The 18528-nt window shown below is 66.9% G+C and carries 12 protein-coding genes, 1 tRNA gene and 1 pseudogene; 4 read left to right on the forward strand and 10 right to left on the reverse strand.

Going from position 1 to position 18528, the window contains the following annotated elements; genetic code table 11:
- Window positions 1–5 precede the first annotated feature (5 nt).
- The 4 genes and pseudogenes from ASD15_RS11065 to ASD15_RS33805 all read left to right on the forward strand — a co-directional run.
- Entirely contained in the window at window positions 6–1682 is a 1677-nt protein-coding gene (locus ASD15_RS11065; protein WP_307188275.1) for an SMP-30/gluconolactonase/LRE family protein, read from the forward strand.
- A gap of 235 nt (window positions 1683–1917) precedes the next feature.
- On the forward strand, window positions 1918–3789 hold the full coding sequence (locus ASD15_RS11070; protein WP_229418149.1) for a TonB-dependent siderophore receptor: 1872 nt from the start codon (window positions 1918–1920) through the stop codon (window positions 3787–3789).
- Window positions 3790–3791: 2 nt separating this feature from the next.
- A complete protein-coding gene (locus tag ASD15_RS11075) occupies window positions 3792–4313 on the forward strand; it encodes a YfiR family protein (protein ID WP_057154905.1) in 522 nt (173 codons plus the stop codon).
- A 62-nt stretch (window positions 4314–4375) separates the two neighbouring features.
- Window positions 4376–6058, forward strand: a pseudogene (locus tag ASD15_RS33805) (putative bifunctional diguanylate cyclase/phosphodiesterase); the annotation flags it as partial.
- Window positions 6059–6146: 88 nt separating this feature from the next.
- On the opposite strand, the gene ASD15_RS11095 reads toward ASD15_RS33805, so the two are convergent.
- The 10 genes from ASD15_RS11095 to ASD15_RS11155 all read right to left on the reverse strand — a co-directional run bounded on the left by ASD15_RS11095 (window position 6147) and on the right by ASD15_RS11155 (window position 18422).
- Window positions 6147–6242, reverse strand: a tRNA-Sec gene (locus ASD15_RS11095).
- Entirely contained in the window at window positions 6196–8160 is a 1965-nt protein-coding gene (selB, locus tag ASD15_RS31645) for a selenocysteine-specific translation elongation factor (protein WP_082551750.1), read from the reverse strand. The genes ASD15_RS11095 and selB overlap by 47 nt, the downstream gene beginning before the upstream one ends.
- The gene (gene selA, locus ASD15_RS11115; RefSeq protein WP_057154912.1) at window positions 8157–9665 is read right to left on the reverse strand and encodes an L-seryl-tRNA(Sec) selenium transferase; all 1509 of its coding nucleotides are present in this window, start codon (window positions 9663–9665) and stop codon (window positions 8157–8159) included. The genes selB and selA overlap by 4 nt, the downstream gene beginning before the upstream one ends.
- Window positions 9662–10738 carry a formate dehydrogenase accessory protein FdhE gene (fdhE, locus tag ASD15_RS11120; protein WP_057154913.1) on the reverse strand — a complete coding sequence of 359 codons (1077 nt, stop codon included), beginning with the start codon at window positions 10736–10738 and terminating at the stop codon, window positions 9662–9664. Before fdhE ends, selA begins: the two co-directional genes overlap by 4 nt.
- 36 nt (window positions 10739–10774) lie before the next feature.
- The gene (locus ASD15_RS11125; protein ID WP_057154914.1) at window positions 10775–11419 is read right to left on the reverse strand and encodes a formate dehydrogenase subunit gamma; all 645 of its coding nucleotides are present in this window, start codon (window positions 11417–11419) and stop codon (window positions 10775–10777) included.
- Window positions 11406–12329, reverse strand: a complete 924-nt coding sequence (gene fdxH, locus ASD15_RS11130; protein WP_057154915.1) for a formate dehydrogenase subunit beta — start codon at window positions 12327–12329, stop codon at window positions 11406–11408. Before fdxH ends, ASD15_RS11125 begins: the two co-directional genes overlap by 14 nt.
- Window positions 12330–12338: 9 nt before the next feature.
- Window positions 12339–15410, reverse strand: coding sequence for a formate dehydrogenase-N subunit alpha (gene fdnG / locus ASD15_RS11135; RefSeq protein ID WP_082551751.1), 3072 nt, complete (start codon window positions 15408–15410; stop codon window positions 12339–12341).
- A gap of 719 nt (window positions 15411–16129) precedes the next feature.
- A complete protein-coding gene (locus ASD15_RS11145; RefSeq protein WP_057154918.1) occupies window positions 16130–17674 on the reverse strand; it encodes an IS66 family transposase in 1545 nt (514 codons plus the stop codon).
- Between the two features lie 29 nt (window positions 17675–17703).
- On the reverse strand, window positions 17704–18051 hold the full coding sequence (tnpB, locus tag ASD15_RS11150; protein ID WP_057154919.1) for an IS66 family insertion sequence element accessory protein TnpB: 348 nt from the start codon (window positions 18049–18051) through the stop codon (window positions 17704–17706).
- Entirely contained in the window at window positions 18048–18422 is a 375-nt protein-coding gene (locus tag ASD15_RS11155) for a transposase (protein ID WP_162249893.1), read from the reverse strand. The genes tnpB and ASD15_RS11155 overlap by 4 nt, the downstream gene beginning before the upstream one ends.
- Between the last annotated feature and the right edge of the window lie 106 nt (window positions 18423–18528).

Here is an 18528-nt window from a genome sequence, read left to right on the forward strand (position 1 = left end):
CTTGATTGGCCACCGATCTGCTGTTCGGCATACTGACCTATCCGCTGACCCTGCTGGTGTGGCTGGCCTTCATCGTTGGCTGCTCGTACGGCCTGTACAACAAGCACGGCGCCGCCATGCCGATCGCGCCGCTGCGGCTGTTCGGCGGCTACGTGGGTGCGGTGCTGGCCTGCGTGGTGTGCACCGCGCTGGAGGCCTACGTCACACCCGAGGACGCCGCGCAAACCTGGCGCGTACCGCCGGAGAGCTACTGGGCGGCGATCCGCCAGCAGTTCGTGGTCACGCTGGCCCCGGCCATCATGTTCAGCACGGCGGGCATTGCGCTGGTCGGCGTGCCGGTGATCCTGCGGCTGATGCGGGCGGGGCGGGGCAGCGTGGGCTGGGTTCTGCTGGCGTCACTGGGGATTTCGCTGCTCGTTTCGCTCCCGCTCAGCGCCGGCCTGCTGGGCGCGGGCAACGGCGTCCAGGCCGCGCTGCAGGGCCTCGCTTCCATCGCCGGCGCCCATTTGCTGATGACGTTTTGCTTCTCGGTCGGCGCGGGCTTGCCGTGGTCGGCCGCCCGGCCGGAGCGGCGCATGCGGCCCGGCGTCCTGCTGGCGCTGGGCGCGGTGGGCACGGCGGCTTACCTGGGCTGGTGGCCCGTCCCCATCGATCCGGTGGCCTGGCAGGCGCCGGCGGCGCCGGGCTACACGGGCGCCCATGCGCCGAACGCCAGGCTGGCGGGCATCAAGACCATCGCACTGGACCGGCAGATCGGTCCCGAGCACATCGTGGCCGGCAGGGATGGCGAGCTGTATGCGGGCATTGCGGATGGCCTGCTGTTGCACATGCGGCCGGACGGCAGCTCCCAGGGCATGCTGGCGTATACGGGCGGCCGGCCGTTGGGCATGGCGTTCGACGCGCACGGCAATTTGATCGTGGCCGACGCCGACAAGGGGTTGCTGTCCTTCGACGCGAACGGCGCGCGCACCGTCTTGCTGGCTGCCGGCGAAGGCGGTCCGGTGCATTTTGCCAACGCGGTGGCGGTCGCCGCCAGCGGCAAGATTTATCTCACGGATTCGTCCATGCGCTTTCTTGCGCCGCGCGCCGGCAGCACGCAGTGGGCGGCCACGCTGGATGTGCTGGAGCAGTCGGCCACCGGCCGCGTGCTCGAATACGACCCGGCCAGCAAGGCGGTCAGGGTGGTGGCCAAGGGACTGAGCTTTGCCAACGGCATCGTGCTGGCTGCCGACGAACAGTCGGTATTTGTCAGCGAGAGCGGCCGATACCGTGTGTGGCGCATCGACATCGCCGCCGCGCAGCTCGACGTGTCGCGGGCGGCCCGGCAGGCGAAGGTGGTGCTCGACAATTTGCCCGGCTACCCGGACAACCTGACGCGCGGCTTGAATGGCAGGATCTGGCTGGGCCTGGCCGGCCAGCGCGACGAGCTGGATGCGATGGCCGGCCAGCCTTTCATGCGCAAGCTGGTGCTGCGCATCCCGCGCGTCTTCTGGCCTGCGCCCAAGCGCTACGGCCACGTGCTCGCTTTCACCGAGGCCGGTCAAGTCGTGGCGGACTTGCAGGATCCGAGCGGCGCCTCGCCGGTCACCACCGGCGCCACCGAGACTGTTGACCGGCTGTATATTCATAATGTCAACGGTAATGGCGTGGGGTGGTTGCCGAGTACGGCGGCTGTGCCGTAAAGCAACAGTAGATTGGCCTGGCGGGGCGGTAAGCGGTACTATTTGTATCGTCTTGCGGCCGCTATGCCTGCGTCACCTACTAGAACAATTAATGAACCCGCCGCTTTCTCCCGCATTCTCCGCCTCATGGCGCTGCGTCCTCTTGCTGGCCGCTAGCGCATTGCCTGCCTGGGCCGGCCAGGTCTCGCTCGACAGTGGCAGTCAAGACCTGGCAGTTTTGCCGCTTGAGCAATTGGTGGAGTTGCAAGTTACCTCGGTATCGCGCTTCTCGCAGACCATAGCCGACGCGCCGTCGGCAGTGGTGGTGCTGACCGCGCAGGACATCCGCGACTTCGGCTGGCGCACGCTGGCCGACGCGCTGGCGTCGCTGCCCGGCCTCTACGTGAACAACGACCGCAATTATTCCTACCTCGGCGCGCGCGGTTTCCTGCGGCCGGGCGATTACGACAGCCGCTTCCTGCTGCTGGTGGACGGCGTGCGCACCAACGACAGCGTCTACGACCAGGCCAGCATCGGCAGCGAGGGCTTGCTCGACATGGACCTGGTGCAGCGCATCGAATACGTGCCCGGCCCCGGTTCGGCGGTGTACGGCTCGAACGCGCTGTTCGGCGTGATCAACGTCATCACCAAGTCCGGCAGCGCGATGGCCGGGCCGCAGGCCTCCATGCTGGCGGGCAGCTACGGCGAGCGGGCGGCGCGCGTCAGCTATGGCTGGCACGCCCAGGACGGCACCGACGTGCTGCTGTCGGCCAGCAGCAGCCGGCGCGATGGGCAGGATCTGTACTTCGCCGAATACCGGCAGCCGGGGTCGGACGGCGTGGCCCATGGCCTGGATTTCGACCGTGCGCACCGTCTGTTCGCCAAGGCCGCTTACGGCCCGTGGACCGTGTCGGCAGGCTACGTGGCGCGCACCAAGGGCGTGCCCACCGGTTCCTTCGGCGCCCTGTTCGACACCGCCAACCAGACGCGCGACACGCAGGCCTTTGCCAAGGCGGCCTTCGACATGCCGCTGGCCAGCGGGGCCGACCTGGCCGTGCTGGCACACTGGGGCCGTGCCGACTACCAGGGGATCGGCAGCTATCCCGGTGAGGCGGGAGAGGCGCTGGTGAACGTGGATGGCGACCATGCCGGCTGGTTCGGCGCCAGCGCGCAGCTGACCTTCAGCCGGGTGCCGGACCACAAGGTCGTGGCCGGCGTGGACATGCAGCGCAATGCGCGGCGCGACCAGTTCAGCTACTACCGCGCGCCCTACCAGCTGTTGCTGGACGATCGCCGCAGCGACGGGCGCAGCGGCGTGTTCGTGCAGGATGAATGGCGCGTTCGCCCCGGCTTGCTGTTCAACGCCGGCCTGCGCTACGACCGGGACAGCAACGCCGGCAGCCAGTTCCACCCGCGCCTGGCGCTGATGTACCGCGCCTCGCCGGATAACACCGTCAAGCTCATATACGGCACCGCCTACCGCGCTCCGAATGCCTACGAGCTGTATTACAGCTATCCGGGCGAGGGAGGGCAGCAAGGCAATCCGGCGCTGTCGGCCGAACGTATCAGCACGCGCGAATTGATCTTCGAGCGCCGCCTGGACGCCAACGGCCTGGCACGCATGTCGCTGTTCAACTACCGCATGCGCGGCCTGATCTCGCAGGAAGTCCAGCCGGATACGGGGCTGCTGATGTTCGCCAACATCCAGCGCGCTGTGGCCACGGGGGCCGAGGTGGCCTATGAACGCCAGTTCGGACGCGGCTTGCGGCTGCGGGCCAGCTTCGCCATGCAGCACGCCGACGACGGCGACAATGCGCAGCTGGTCAATTCGCCGCGGCGCCTGGCCAAGCTGAACCTGTCGCTGCCGCTTCCTGCGCTGAAGGCCCGCTTGGGCGCCGAGCTGCAATGCGGCACGGCGCGCCTGACGCAGAACAGCAGGGTGGGCGGCCATTGCCTCAGCAACATGGTCGCCACCAGCAACGGCCTGCTGGCGCGCACCGAACTGTCGCTGGCGCTGTACAACGCATTCGACGCGCGCTATGCCGACCCGGCCGGCGCCGTGTTCGTGCAGGAAGCGCTGGCGCGCCAGAGCCGCACGGTCGCGGCCAAACTGACCTACGGGTTCTGATCATGCGCGCCGCCTTCCGCATCAGCGTCCTGTGCACCCTGGCCTCGCTGGCCCCGGTGTGCCACGCCGAATTGCAGGAAGTGCAGAACAGCGCGCTGAAGGCCGCCTACATCTACAACATCGCCATGTTCACCAACTGGCCGGCCGGACCTTCCGGTGCGGCGGCGGACCGCCCGTTCGCGGTATGCGCGCGGTCTTCGCTGCCGTTCTGGGACAGCTTGCGCCAGCTGGAGGGCAAGCTGGTCAACGGCCGCAACTGGACCATGTACGACACCGGTGCAGGCGCGCCGCCGCGCAGCTGCGACATCAGCATATTCGCGGCGGAGCTGGGCCAGCCGCGCCCCGCCGACGGCAGCGGAACGCTGTTCGTGGCCGATGGCGTGAGTGCGGGAAAATACGCGGGCGCGGTGGCGCTGGTGGACGAGGACCGACACGTGCGCTTCGACGTCGATACGCGCGAGGCCGCGCGCCTAGGCCTGAAATTCAGTTCGCGCCTGCTGCGCCTGGCGAGGAATGTATGGTAAACCGCCGCCGCAGGAAGGCCGACCGGCTGACCCTGACCAGCATGCTGGGCGCCGGCCAGCTGATGGCGGCCGTGGCGGCGCTTGCGGTGGCCGGCGTGGTGCTGCTGGTATACCAGGTGCTGTCGCTGCACCAGGCGCTCAATAGCGAAACGCGGGTGCAGGCCGCCATCGTGGCGGACAACCTGGCCGCGCCGCTGATGTTCCGCGACCGCGACGCCGCCGCCGATGCGCTGCGCGCGCTGCGCTCGGCACCGTATTTCCGCTGGGTGGCGATCTACGACCAGCAAGGTTTGCTGTTTGAATACTACGGCGTGAACGGCCATGTGCCGGTGGCCGAGCGACATGCGCTGGACTGGCTGCACAGCGCGCAGGAGACTGCGCCCATCGAGTATCGCGGCAAGGTGCTGGGCAAGGTGGTGCTGGCGCACGGCACACGCGGCATCCGCGAGGCGATGGCGCACTATCTCGGCCTGGTGATACTGGCCTCGCTTGGCGCGCTGCTGCTGGCGCAGCTGCTGGCGCGGCGCACACGCGCGCGCGTGGTGGCGGCCGAGCGCGAGCTCGATTACCTGGCCCATACCGACCAGGTGACGGCGCTGCCGAACCGGCGCGCCAGCTACGGCCTGCTGGAGGAGGCGATCGCGGAGCGCGGCGCTGACGGCGGACGGCTGGCGCTGCTGCTGATCGACCTGGACAACTTCAAGGTGGTAAACGACACCGCAGGCCATAGCGCCGGCGACGACCTGTTGCGCCAGGTGGCCGGCGTGCTGGGCGCGGTGGTTGACGGCAGCGGCACGGTGGGCCGCATCGGCGGCGACGAATTTGCCATCGTCGTGCCGGCGGTGGCCGGGCGCGCCGAAGCGCGCGCGCTGGCCGAGAAAGTAACGGAAGCGCTGCGTTCGCCATTCCAGGTTGGCGGCAGCGAAATGTTCGCCACTGCCAGCGTGGGCATGTGCATGTACCCGGACGACGCCGTCAGCATGGGCGAGCTGGTGAGCCGGGCCGATACTGCGCTGTACCACGCCAAGCAGACCGGCCGCAACCGCCTGGCCGAATTCCTGCCGGCGATGACGCTGCAGACGCAGCGCCGCGTCCAGCTTGAGCGCGACTTGCGGCGCGCGCTCGATCATGGCGAGCTGGCCGTGCATTACCAGCCGCAGTTCGAATGCGCCAGCGAGCGCATGGTGGGCGCCGAGGCGCTGCTGCGCTGGCATCACGCCGAGCATGGCTTCATTTCGCCGGCCGAGTTTATCCCGGTGGCCGAGGACAGCGGCCTGATCGTGGCGCTGGGGCGCTGGGTGCTGGAACGGGCCTGCGCCGACGCCGTGACCTGGCAGTGTCCTGGGGCGGCGCCTGTCAGCGTCGCGGTCAATGTGTCGGCGCGCCAGCTGCGCGAACGCGGTTTCCTGGACGAAGTGGTGGCAGCGCTGCGCGCCAGCGGACTGCCGGCCGCGCTGCTGGAACTGGAGCTGACCGAGAGCGTGCTGATGGAGGACGTGCAGGCGGCTGTGCAGTTCATGCGCGACGCGCGCGCGCTCGGCGTGCGCTTGTCGATCGACGATTTCGGCACCGGCTATTCTTCGCTGGCCTACCTGCAGTCCTTCCCCATCAACCAGCTGAAAATCGACCGCAGCTTCCTGCAGTCGCTGCCGGGGGAAGGCAGCACCATCGTCAGCGCGGTGATCTCGCTGGCGCAGGACTTCCAGCTGACCGTGGTGGCCGAGGGCGTGGAGAACCGCGAGCAGCTGGAATGGCTGCAGCGCGCCGGCTGCACCTATGCGCAGGGCTATCTGCTGGGACGGCCGATGCCGGCGGCGGTGCTGCTGGAGGTCATGGCGGAAGGCAGAAAGAGTCGAACTTACAGAGGAACGGCTGACGCCCCTCACCGGGTTTGAAGCCCGGCCCCGTCACCGGACGGGAATGCCTTCCATGGTCGGACCAGGTGCGTGTTGCGTACGCGCCGAGTATAGCCGACCCGATCGAAATATTCCAACAGCTGCACGGCGCGCTTGCGCCCAAGGCCGGCCGCGTCGCGGAAGCTGGCCGCCTGCGCGTCTTCCAGCTGGGCGATGATCTGCGCCAGTTCGGCCAGCGGCGCCGGGTGGTAGAACAGGTCCGTGACAACCTGGGTGACGGCGCCGGCCCGCGCCAGCTTGCGCAGCAGGCGGCGCACGTCGTCCTCCGGCACGGCCAGCGTGGCGGCCAGGGTACGCACCCAGGGCGGATCGTAGCGGCCTGCCAGCAGCTCCGGCAGCAAGCGGTCCGCCAGCGCCTGTTCGGATGCGCTGAGCTCCACGCTGTGGCCGGGCAGGTGCAGCGCGTTGCCGTGGCGGCGGATGTCGCCTTGCGACAGCAGTGCGGACATGGCGTGGCTCCATAGCTGGTCTTCGCTATCCGGGCTGGCGATGCGTTTCAAGCGCCATAGCTCGGGACCGGTTTCGTCGGGCGAGCTGGCATGGAAGTCTGCAAGGGCGGCCAGCGCGTGCCGCTGCAACCGGGCCAGCGCCGCATCGCCGACCAGCAGTTCGTCGCCGCCATGCAGCGGGATACGTCGCACGCCGGGCGGCACGTCGATGCGCGCAGGCGGCAGCTGCGACAGGCGCACCAGGGCGCTCATGGGCAGGCCGTGCGGCGAACAGGCCAGCAGCGAGCCGATGCCGCCAATGCCTTCAGCCGCGCCGCCGGCCCTTGCGCCGCCGCCGCAGGCGCTGCCGGTGAAGGCGCCGAGGGCGTCCAGCCAGGCCAGGCGCACGGGGCTGCGGCGCTTGCGGGCTGCACCGAAGGGGTCGAGAACCATGCCACCGCCTATGGTCTGCGTGGCCTGCGCGTTGCGCAGCACGAAGCGGTCGCCGGGCACGGCATGGACTTCCTGCTCGAACACCAGCTGCGCGCGGGAGGTGTGGCCGGGCAGTACCGCGTCCGCGTCCAGCGGCACGATGTTGGCGGTATGGTGGGCTGCGCCCAGGTGCACGTGTACCGGCGACCAGGCCTTGAGCGCGGCGCCGCTTCCGGGCAGCAGCGTCAGCTCGGCATCGACGCGCAAGGAGCAGGCGGCCAGCGCAGGGGCGACCACCCAGCTGCCGCGTTCGATCTCGTCGCGCGCTGCACCGGCCAGGTTGAGAGCCAGGCGCTGCCCCGCGCGGCCTTCGCCGGCGGCGCGGTTCTGGGCATGGATGCTGCGCACGCGCACTTCCCGGCCTCCCGGCGCCAGTGCCAGCGTATCGCCCACGGCCACGCTGCCCGCCAGCGCGGTCCCCGTGACCACTGTGCCCTGGCCGGCCAGCGTGAACACGCGGTCCACGCCCAGCCGGAACAGGCGGTGCTCGTCGCGCGCAGGCAGAATGCGCGAGGCGGCGGTGAGGTGCAGGCGTAGTGCCGTCACGCCGGCGTCGCCCGGGACGGTCGCCGCGGTGGGGAACACGGGGCAGCCGGCGAAGGCGGTGTCTGCCAGCAGCATGTCTATCTCGGCCTGCACCTGCTGTAGCCGTTCGGGCGTGGTGCGGTCCACTTTGTTCAGCGCCACGGCGCCGCGCTGCACACCGAGCAGGCGCAGGATGGCGAGGTGCTCCAGCGTCTGCGGCATGATGCCGTCGTCGGCGGCGATGACGAGCAGCGCGAAGTCGATGCCCGTGATGCCGGCCGCCATGGTGCGAATGAACTTCTCGTGGCCCGGAACGTCGATAATGCCCAGGATGACGCCGTCTTCCAGCGGCGCGTAGGCGTAGCCCAGCTCGATCGAAATGCCGCGCTGCTTTTCTTCCTTCAGGCGGTCCGTATCGACGCCGGTGAGCGCGCGCGTGAGCGACGTTTTGCCGTGGTCGATATGGCCTGCAGTGCCGACTATCATGGCCGTAGCAGATGCAGTTGCCGCACGAAGATGTCCAGCTGCGCGTCTTCCAGGCAGCGCAGATCCAGCCACAGGGTATCGTTGGCGATGCGGCCGATGACGGGGCGGGGCAGGGCGCGCAGGCGCTTCTCCAGCGCGCCGAGCGGGTCGCTCGCGACTTTGATGGCCGCCTCGGCCAGGCGGACGGGGCGGACCGCGCGGATCGCCAGGCCGTGGCTGGGCAATTGGTCCACCGGCAAGGCGCCGCTGCCGATCTGGCTCAACATCGGTTCGGCGGCCACGCTGTAGGCCTGGCCCAGCGCATGCTGCAGCTGCGGCTGCAACAGGCCAGCCAGCGCGCGCATGGCGGCGGCCGGGCGCGTGAGCAGGCGCAGCGTGGTAAGGCGCTCTGGCAGCAGATCGGGTGCGCGATAAAGCGCCAGCACCGGTTCGAGCGCGGCCAGTGTCAGCTTGCCCACGCGCAGGGCGCGCTTCAGCGGATTGCGCTTGATGGCGGCAACCAGGTCGGCGCGGCCAGCGATGATGCCGCACTGCGGACCGCCGAGCAGCTTGTCGCCACTGAAAGTCACGAGGTCCGCCCCGGCGGCGAGGGTTTCCCACACCGTGGTCTCATGCGGCAGGCCGTACTGTTCAAGATCGACCAGCGTTCCGCTGCCCAGGTCCACCGCCACAGGAACCTTGTGGCCGCGCGCCAGCGGCACCAGCTCGGGCAGGTCGACGGCCTTGGTGAAGCCGGTGATGGCATAGTTGCTGCAATGGACCTTCATCAGCAAAGCCGTGCTGTCGGCGATGGCGCTGCCGTAGTCCGCCAGGTGCGTGCGGTTGGTGCTGCCCACTTCACGCAGCGTGGCGCCGGCGCGGGTCATGATGTCGGGAATGCGGAAGGCGCCGCCGATTTCCACCAGCTCGCCGCGCGAGACGATCACTTCGCGGCCGGCGGCGAGGGTATTGAGCAGCAGCAGGACGGCCGCGGCATTGTTGTTGACTACCGTGGCCGCTTCGGCGCCGGTCAGTTCGCGCAGCAGTTCCTCCACCAGGTTGTCCCGGTCGCCGCGCTTGCCGGTGTCGATGTCCCATTCCAGGTTCATCGGCCAGCGCAGCGCCTCGGCCACCGCTTGCACCGCGCTGTCAGGCAGCAGGGCGCGGCCAAGGTTGGTGTGCAGGACGGTGCCGCTGAGGTTGAAGACCGGGAACAGGGCGGAGCGGTTGGCGCGCTCCAGGCGTTCGGCAAGGCGCGCGATGACCGCAGCGACGCCGGCTGGGGCGTCCTTGCCGGCGGTGGCTGCGGACGGCGCGGGCAAGGAAGATGGCTTGGACCGGTCGCCGGTGGCGCCGAGCGAGCAGGCGCGCAGTTCGGCCAGCAGGGCGCGCAGGGCGGCAGTGGCTTGTTCGCGCCCGTACTGGGCGAGCAGCGGCTGGCAGGCGGCGTCGGACAGTACCCGGTGCACGGCAGGCAGACGAACCGTGCGGCCGCCGGGGAGCTTGCTGTCGGCGGCGGCGCTCATTCGGAACCGAACCACAGCAGGGGATTGACACTGCCGCGCGCATAGCCGGCTTCCGTCACCAGCACGTCGAGCGCCAGGCTGGCCAGGTCGTCGGCCAGAGGCTCGACCATGAAGTCGTGTTCCTGGTTGAAGATCTTGCGGTAGCTGCGGCAGTCATCGCAGGTTTCCGCGCGGGCGACGCGGGAAGGGTCCTGCGCCTTGTTGACTGGGGCGGCGGCGGGGTCGCCGCCGCTGTCCTCATCGGCACCTGTATCTGCACCGGCGGGCGCCAGGCTCTGGTAGGCGATGCGGGCGTTCTTCTCGCAACAGCTGCACTTCACGCGCACCATGTGCCATTCGCTGGCGCAGATGGCGCAGTGCAGATAGCGGTAGCCTTGCGCCTGCCCGCCGATGCGGATCACGCTGGCCAGCGGGTGCGAGCCGCAGACGGGACACAGAGTGCCGGTGACGGGAGGCTGGACGCGGCTGGCGTCCAGCTGGCTCGCGTGCGTGACCCATAGGAGCTGCAGCGCGGCGGCCACAAAAGGCGCGTGCAGAGGATTGATGCCCTCGCCGAATTCGGCCAGCACCGCGTCCGCGCAGCCCTCCAGGTCGGTGTCGGACAGCGCGCGCAGGCCGGCCAGCACGGCGGCCAGTTGCGGCTGGCCGCTGGCGGCGGCATCCAGCTGGTCCAGGAGCGCCAAATAGATGGCCCCCCAGCCGGCCGGGCGCGGGCCGGACACCGGCAGCGGCGGCATATTGTGGGCAAGAGCGGTCTCCATGGCGTCGGAGGGCGGCAGCGGCGGAACCGGGGGCGCTGGCGGCCGTGGGGCGGAAGCGGCCGGGCGCGAAGCGGCGGCTGGCGAGCCGGCTGCCGCGATGGCAGCCTGGGCGTCGGCGACGGCGGCCATCAGGTACAGATAGCCGTGCAGGGAGTCGGGCGCGGGGATGCCGGGCACGTTGCCGTCGGCAAGCTGGCGCAGGCGGGTGGCGCGGGCGGAAAAGAGCACGCCCGGCTGCGGCAACACCAGGCGCGGAATGGTGGTGTGGTCCAGCGATTCGATCTCGCCGGGGGACAGAAGGCGTTGTACCAAGTAAGTCCTCTCGTCTGCGTTTCAATCCATTCTAATCTAGTCCCGCTGCTTGCGCGCCACTTCCTCGAACCAGCGCCGGTGGTGCTTGCGCGCCCACCCGTAGGTGACCGTGCCGCGCACCATGGCGCCCACCGAGCCCTTCACCCAGAAGCCGGCATACACGTGGATCACAATCGCCACGATGATAACGAAAGCGCAGAACGAGTGTAGCAGGGCTGCAAAACGCACCAGGCCGATGGGGAAGTAAAGCGAAAAGTACTCGCGCCAGATCACCGTGCCGGACAGGATCAGCCCCGCCATGCAGGCGATCAGCACGAAGAACAGCACCTTCTGTCCGGCGTTGTAGCGTCCCACCGGCGGCACCTTCTCCTCGTGCAGCGCCATCACCTCGGTGGCGCCCTTCAGCCATTCCTTGTCGCCCGGCTCGAAGCGGTTGTGGTGCCAGAAGCGCACCACCAGCAGCCCGAAAGACACGGCCATCACCACGCCGATAAACGGATGCAGGATGCGCGTCCACTGCCCGCCGCCCAGGAACACCGCCATCCACGCGGTGGCAGGATGGAACATGGCCAGCCCGGACACGGCCAGCAGCACGAAGCAGATCGCCGTCACCCAGTGGTTGCTGCGTTCATTCGCGTTATAGCGCTCGATGAGCGGATTGCCGTCTTTATCGAATCTCATTTTGGCTCTCCTTGATGCGGTTGGCCTCGTGCAGCGCCTCCGCCTCCTCCTCCCGGCTCACTTCATTCGGCCCCACGCGGCTATAGTGGAACCAGCCTGCCAGTGCGGTGACGGCGATGCCCGCCAGCGCGAGCGGCTTGGTCAGCCCCTTCCACAGGCCCACCATGGGGCTGATGGCGGGGCTGGCCGGCAGGTTGTGGTACAGCCCCGGACGGTCTGCATGGTGCAGCACATACATCACATGCGTGCCGCCCACGCCTGCCGGGTCGTACAGGCCGGCCTGCGCAAAGCCACGCGACTTCAAGTCTTCCACCCGCTCGGCCGCATGCAGCTGCATGTCCTCCTTGGTGCCGAACACGATGGCGCCGGTAGGGCAGGTCTTCACGCAGGCCGGCTCCTGGCCCACCGCCACCCGGTCCGAACACAGCGTGCACTTGTAGGCACGGCTGTCCTTCTTGGAGATGCGCGGAACATCGAATGGACAGCCCGCCACGCAGTAGCCGCAGCCGATGCAGTTCTCCTGGTGGAAGTCCACGATGCCGTTGGTGTACTGCACGATGGCGCCCGGCGCCGGGCAGGCTTTCAGGCAGCCCGGGTCCTCGCAGTGCATGCAGCCGTCCTTGCGGATCAGCCATTCCAGGTTGCCGTCCTTTTCTTCGTGCTCGGTGAAGCGCATCACGGTCCAGGACTGCGGCGTCAGGTCGCGCGGATTGTCGTACTCGCCGTTGGTGTCGCCCACGTCGTCGCGCAGGTCGTTCCATTCCATGCAGGCGGTCTGGCAAGCCTTGCAGCCGATGCACTTCGATACGTCGATCAGCTTGGCCACGGTGCCGGTGGCCGGGCTGCGCGCCACGGGTTCCTGCACCGTGGTGGCCGACATGCGCTTGATATCCAAAGATTGCAGTGCCATGCCGTTCTCCTAAGCTTTCTCGACCTTCACCAGGAAGGACTTGTACTCCGGCGTTTGCGTGTTGGCGTCCCCCACCGACGGCGTGAGCGTGTTGATCAGGTAGCCGGGACGGGTCACGCCCTTGAAGCCGAAGTGCAGCGGCAAGCCGACTGTGTGGGTCTTCTTGCCCTCGATGGTGAGCGCCTTGATGCGCTTGGTGACCACCGCCTTGGCGACGATCTGCCCCCGCCTGGAAGACACCCTCACCATTCCGCCGTTGGCCACGCCGATTTCCTTGGCCAGGTCCTCGCCGATTTCCACGAACTGTTCCGGCTGGATGATGGCGTTCAGGCGCGCGTGCTTGGTCCAGAAGTGGAAGTGCTCAGTGAGCCGGTAGCTGGTGGCCACGTGCGGGAAGTCCGTGTGTTTGCCAAGCTTGGCCCTGTCGTCCTTGAACATGCGCGCCGCCGGGTTGCTGGTTGCGCGCGGGTTCTTCGGATGCAGCGGGTTGTAGCCGAGCGGATTCTCGAACGGCTCGTAGTGCTCCGGGAAGGGCCCTTCGCCCATGCCGGCGCGGGCGAAGAAGCGCGCCACGCCTTCGGCCAGCATGATGAACGGCCCCATGCCGTTTTCAGGCGGCTCGTCGAGCTTGAAGTCCGGCACGTCCGCGCCGCTCCATGTGGCGCCATTCCAGGCCACCAGCTTGCGGGTGGGGTCGAACGGCTTGCCCTGGGTGTCGGCGGAAGCGCGGTTGTACAGCACGCGGCGGTTGGCTGGCCAGGCCCAGGCCCAGTTCAGCGTCTGGCCGATGCCGGTCGGGTCGCTGTTGTCGCGCCGTCCCATCTGGTTGCCGGCCTGGGTCCAGCAGCCGGCGAAGATCCAGCAGCCGCAAGCCGTGGAACCATCATCGCGCAGTTGGGCGAAGCCTGCCAGCTGCTCGCCCTTCTTCACCAGCACCTTGGTGGCGTCCTTGGGATCGGTCACCTCGGCCAGCGCCTTGCCGTTGTACTCCATCGCCAGTTCCTCCGGCGTGGGGCTGAATGGCTGCGCGTACGGCCAGGTCAGGTTCACGATCGGGTCGGGGAACTTGCCGCCATCGGTCTGGTACATTTTCCGCATGCGCAGGAAGATGCCGGACATGATCTCCAGGTCGCTGCGCGTCTGCCACGGCGGCTCGGCGCCTTGCCAATGCCATTGCAGCACGCGCGAGGAACTGACCAGCGAGCCGCGCTCCTCGGCGAAGCAGGTGGTGGGCAGGCGGAATACCTCGGTCTGGATTTGCGCAGGATCGACCTTGTGGAACTCGCCGTGCGGCTTCCAGAATTCGGCCGTCTCCACCGCCAGCGGGTCCATCACTACCAGGAACTTCAGCTTCGACAGCGCCTCCGTCACCTTCTGCTTGTCCGGCGCGGACGCCAGCACGTTAAAGCCCTGGCAAAGGTAGCCGTTCATTTTCCCCTGGTGCATCAGCTCGAAGGCCTGCAGCAGGTCGTACGGCTTGTCCAGCTTGGGCAGGTAGTCGAAGGCCCAGTTGTTTTCGGCCGTCGCCGCCGCGCCCCACCATGCTTTCATCAGGCTCACGTGGAACTTGCGGTAGTTGCTCCAGTAGCTGAGCTGATTGGGACGCAGCGGCTGCAGGGCGCGCGCCTTGATATAGCCCTCCAGGTCCTGCTCCGGCTCGTTGGGCAGGGTCATATAGCCGGGCAGCAGGTTGGTCATCAGCCCCAGGTCGGTCAGGCCCTGGATGTTGGAGTGGCCTCGCAGCGCGTTCATGCCGCCGCCCGCGATGCCGATATTTCCCAGCAGGAGCTGCATCATGGCGCCCAGGCGCAGGGTCTGCGCGCCGGTGGTGTGCTGGGTCCAGCCCAGCGCGTACAGGATGGTGCCGGCGCGCCCCGGAACGGCGGTCGACGCCAGCATGTCCGCCACTTTCTGGAATTTTTCCTTCGGCACGCCGCACACGCGCTCGACCAGCTCCGGCGTGTAACGCGAGTAATGCGCCTTCATCAGCTGATAGACGCAGCGTGGGTGCTGCAGGGTGGGATCAACCTTGGCGTAACCGTCTTCGCCCTTTTCATAGTCCCAGCTGCTCTTGTCGGCGTACTTGCCAGTAGCCTCGTCGTAGCCCGAATACAGGCCATCGTTCAGCGCGAAGTCTTCGCGCACGATGAAGGGCATGTCGGTGTAGTTCACCACGTACTCGCGCTGGATCTTGTCCGCCGTGAGCAGGTAGTTGATCACCGCCCCCAGGAACACGATGTCCGTGCCGGTGCGTGTGGCGACGTACTGGTCGGCCACCGAAGCGGTGCGGGTAAAGCGCGGATCGACCACGATCAGCTGCGCCTTGCGGTGCGCCTTGGCCTCGGTCACCCATTTGAAACCGCAAGGGTGGGCCTCGGCGGCGTTGCCGCCCATGACAAGAATTACATCAGCATTGCGGATATCGACCCAGTGATTCGTCATCGCTCCACGGCCAAACGTCGGGGCAAGACCTGCCACCGTCGGACCATGTCATACACGCGCCTGGTTATCGAATGCCAGCATGCCGAGACTGCGCATGGTTTTGTGGGTCAGGTAGCCGACCTCGTTGCTCGACGCCGATGCCGCCAGCATGCCGGTGGAGAGCCAGCGGTTGACCGTTTTGCCGTCCTCGGTTTTCTCGGTGAAATTGGCGTCGCGGTCCTGCTTCATCAGCTTGGCGATGCGGTCCAGCGCATCGTCCCACGACAGCTGCTTCCATTCCGACGAGCCGGGCGCGCGGTACTCCGGCACCTTGAGGCGGTTAGGACTCTGGATAAAGTCGATCAGGCTGGCGCCCTTGGGGCACAGCGTGCCGCGGTTGACCGGATGATCGGCGTCGCCTTCGATGTGGATGATGCGCGCCGCCGCGTTCTTCGCGCCGTCGCCCAGTCCATACATCAGGATGCCGCAGCCCACCGAGCAGTAGGGACAGGTGTTGCGGGTTTCTGTGGTGCGCAGCAACTTGTACTGCCGCACCTCGGCGAGCGCCGGGGTAGGGGCGAAGCCGAGCGCAGCAATGCTCGAGCCCGCCAGGGTAGCGCCTGTCACCCGTAGGAACTGGCGCCGCGACATCTGGTGCATATCTGCCTCCATCATCGTCCTGAATGTCTGATCAGTGTAGCACCATGACAAGAATCAAGGATTGTTGGAATTGTATCGGGGATGTATCTGTTGCTTTTCTGGCATGATGGCTGGCCCCGTTGGCGACATGGCGAGGTTCGATGCCACGGTTCGGGGCACTCGACCTGTAACTCCTTGTGAAACTCCGCCTGGCCGGCAACGCACGAAACGTTCACCAAGGTCGGCTATTGGCCGGTAACGGTCCAGTATCGCAGCATAACATTTTTTGCTATGGCGAAAAGACGCCAACTTACACCACAGCTCGGTAAACCTTGACCAATTATGTCGTGTGATGAAAGCCGTGCCACCTTACTTAAAGCTGAGGAAATATGTGACCAGCCCTGCCCGAGAAAAGGCCCGGCGCCCACGCTGCGCAACGACCAACTGTGCTAACGGTCGCGCTATGCCCTGCTACGGACTCAAGTTCCACAGTACATACGTAAGCGTCGACTCAGCACCGTGTTGAGTGCCGTAACAGTTTAGTTGATGATGGCTGGCCGCAGGCCAGCGTTCATTTATTTGCCAGCCACAAGGTGCTGGGAGCAGCTGGGCCTGTCGCTGGCCGCCAGCGCCGCCGTCCTGAAAACGGACGCCGCCAAGTCNCGTAAGCGTCGACTCAGCACCGTGTTGAGTGCCGTAACAGTTTAGTTGATGATGGCTGGCCGCAGGCCAGCGTTCATTTATTTGCCAGCCACAAGGTGCTGGGAGCAGTTCCAGGGCAGGAAGTCGTCGACGCGATTGACCGGGTGGTCCGCAATGTGCGCCAGCACATGGCGCAGCCAGGCCTCAGGATCGATGCCGTTTAGCTTGGCAGTGCCGATCAGGGAGTAAATCGACGCTGCCCGTTCACCGCCGCTGTCGGCCCCAGCAAACAGGTAATTGCGGCGGCCAAGCGCWATACCACGCAGTGCCCGTTCTGCGGCCGAGTTATCGATCTCGATGCGTCCGTCGTCGCAGTATCGTGTGAGCGCCGGCCACAGCTTCAGGGCATACATAATGGCGGCCGCGGTATCGGATTTGCGTGACAGCGTTTCCAGCGTGGCACGCAGCCAACGCTCCAGTTCATCAAGCAGTGGCCGTGCTTTCGACTGGCGTACCAGACATCGCTGGTCCGGTGGTTTGCCGCGCACTTCCGCTTCGATCCCGTACAGCGCACCGATCCGTGCCAGTGCTTCGGTGGTAATGGCCGATGGCCGCGCGGCGTGCAGGTCATGGAATTTGCGGCGGGCATGCGCCCAGCAAGCTGCTTCCACCACCTGGTTCGTTTCGAAGATGGCGTTGAAGCCAGCATAAGCATCGGCTTGCAGCACGCCCTTAAATTTGGCGAGATGGGTTTGCGGATGGATACCTTTGCGATCGGGCGAGTAAGCAAACCATACAGCCGGCGGCACCTCCGACGCGCTGTCGCGGTCATCACGGACATAGGTCCAAAGTCGTGCCGTGCGGGTGCTGCCATTGCCGGGCGCCAGCACCGGGATCGGCGTGTCATCGGCATGCAGTTTGTCGGCAGCAAACACGTGACGCCGCACCGCATCGACCAGCGGGCGCAGCAAGGTATGGCAGGCACCGACCCAGTTGGCCAGTAGCGAGCGGTCCAGCTCCACGCCTTCCCGGGCATAAATCACGCTCTGGCGGTACAACGGCAGATGGTCGGCATACTTGGCCACCAGCACGTGCGCCAGCAGACCAGGCCCAGCGATGCCGCGTTCCACCGGGCGGCTCGGCGCTGGTGCCTGGACGATGGTGTCGCAGCAGGCACACGCCAGCTTGGGACGCACATGGCGGATGACGCGGAAGCTGGCGGGCACATATTCCAGTTGCTCCGCCACATCCTCGCCCAGGCGGCGCAGTGCCCCGCCACAGTCCGGGCAGGCCTGATGCTCCGGCTGGTAGACGCGTTCATCGCGGGGCAAATGTGGCGGCAACGGCTTACGTGCCTTGGATGCGGCGCGCGATTGCGGAGCGGGTTCGGCCTGCTGTGCCGCGCCGGTTTCCGCCTCCAGGTCTTCCAGCTTCAGTTCCAGTTGCTCGATCTGCCGTTCGACTTTTTCGGAACTGCGGCCAAACTGCATCCGCTGCAGTTTGGCGATCAGCAGTTTCAGATGCTCGATTTCAGCAGCGCGGGTATCCAATTGCGCCTTCAGACGCTGGACTTGCTCGTCACGCGCCAGCAGCATGGCTTTCAGGGCGGCGATGTCGTCAGGGAGGTCGGTGGCGGTGAGCATGCCCCGAGTTTACGGAACTCCGGCCACGTTTACAAGGCCGATTGGGGTCGCCACGTACGTTCCGGCCTGCGCCAGTCAATGCCTTCCAGCAGCATCGACAACTGCGCCTGCGTCAGCATCACTGTCCCGCTGGCAGCCTGAGGCCAGACGAAGCGGCCTTTCTCAAGGCGCTTGGCCAGCAGGCACAGGCCGTCACCAGTCCACCACAGCACCTTGATCATGTCACCGCGCCTGCCACGGAACACGAAGACGTGACCGCTGAAGGGATCTTCGGCCAGTGCGGTCTCCACTTTTGCCGCCAGTCCGTTCATGCCTGCACGCATATCGGTGACGCCGGCGGCGAGCCAGATGCGGGTGCCGGAAGGTAAGCCGATCATCGCAGCAGCCTGTCCAGCACCTGCGCCAATAGGTCCCGATCGACATCGCCTCCGACGCGAAGTTTCGCACGGCCCACCGTCAACTCCAGCATGACCGCCGGACGATGATCACCGCCGGCCAACGGCTGTGCTGGTTGATCAACGATGGTCACCGGGACCAACGCGGGAGCAGTAGCCTGTGCCACAGGAAGCTGATTCGGCGCGTACCGCTTACGCCATCCGAATACCTGGTTGGTGTTGACGCCGTTTTCGCGCGCCAGCCGCGCCACCGAAACGCCGGGCTGGAACGACTGCTCCACGATGGCGCGCTTAAATTCCTCGCTGTGGTGCCGGTAGGGGCCTCGCGAGGGCTGCTTGCTGTCCGTTCCCAAATTTGTGTCCATAATCGAATTTGTGGGCACAAATTTGTTGTGCCTTCGATTCGATCATCAGAGATGCTGCCGCTTGAAGTCTAGACGGCAGTGGCTGGACGCTTAC

This window comes from Massilia sp. Root351 (assembly GCF_001425045.1).
GTDB lineage: Bacteria > Pseudomonadota > Gammaproteobacteria > Burkholderiales > Burkholderiaceae_D > Rugamonas.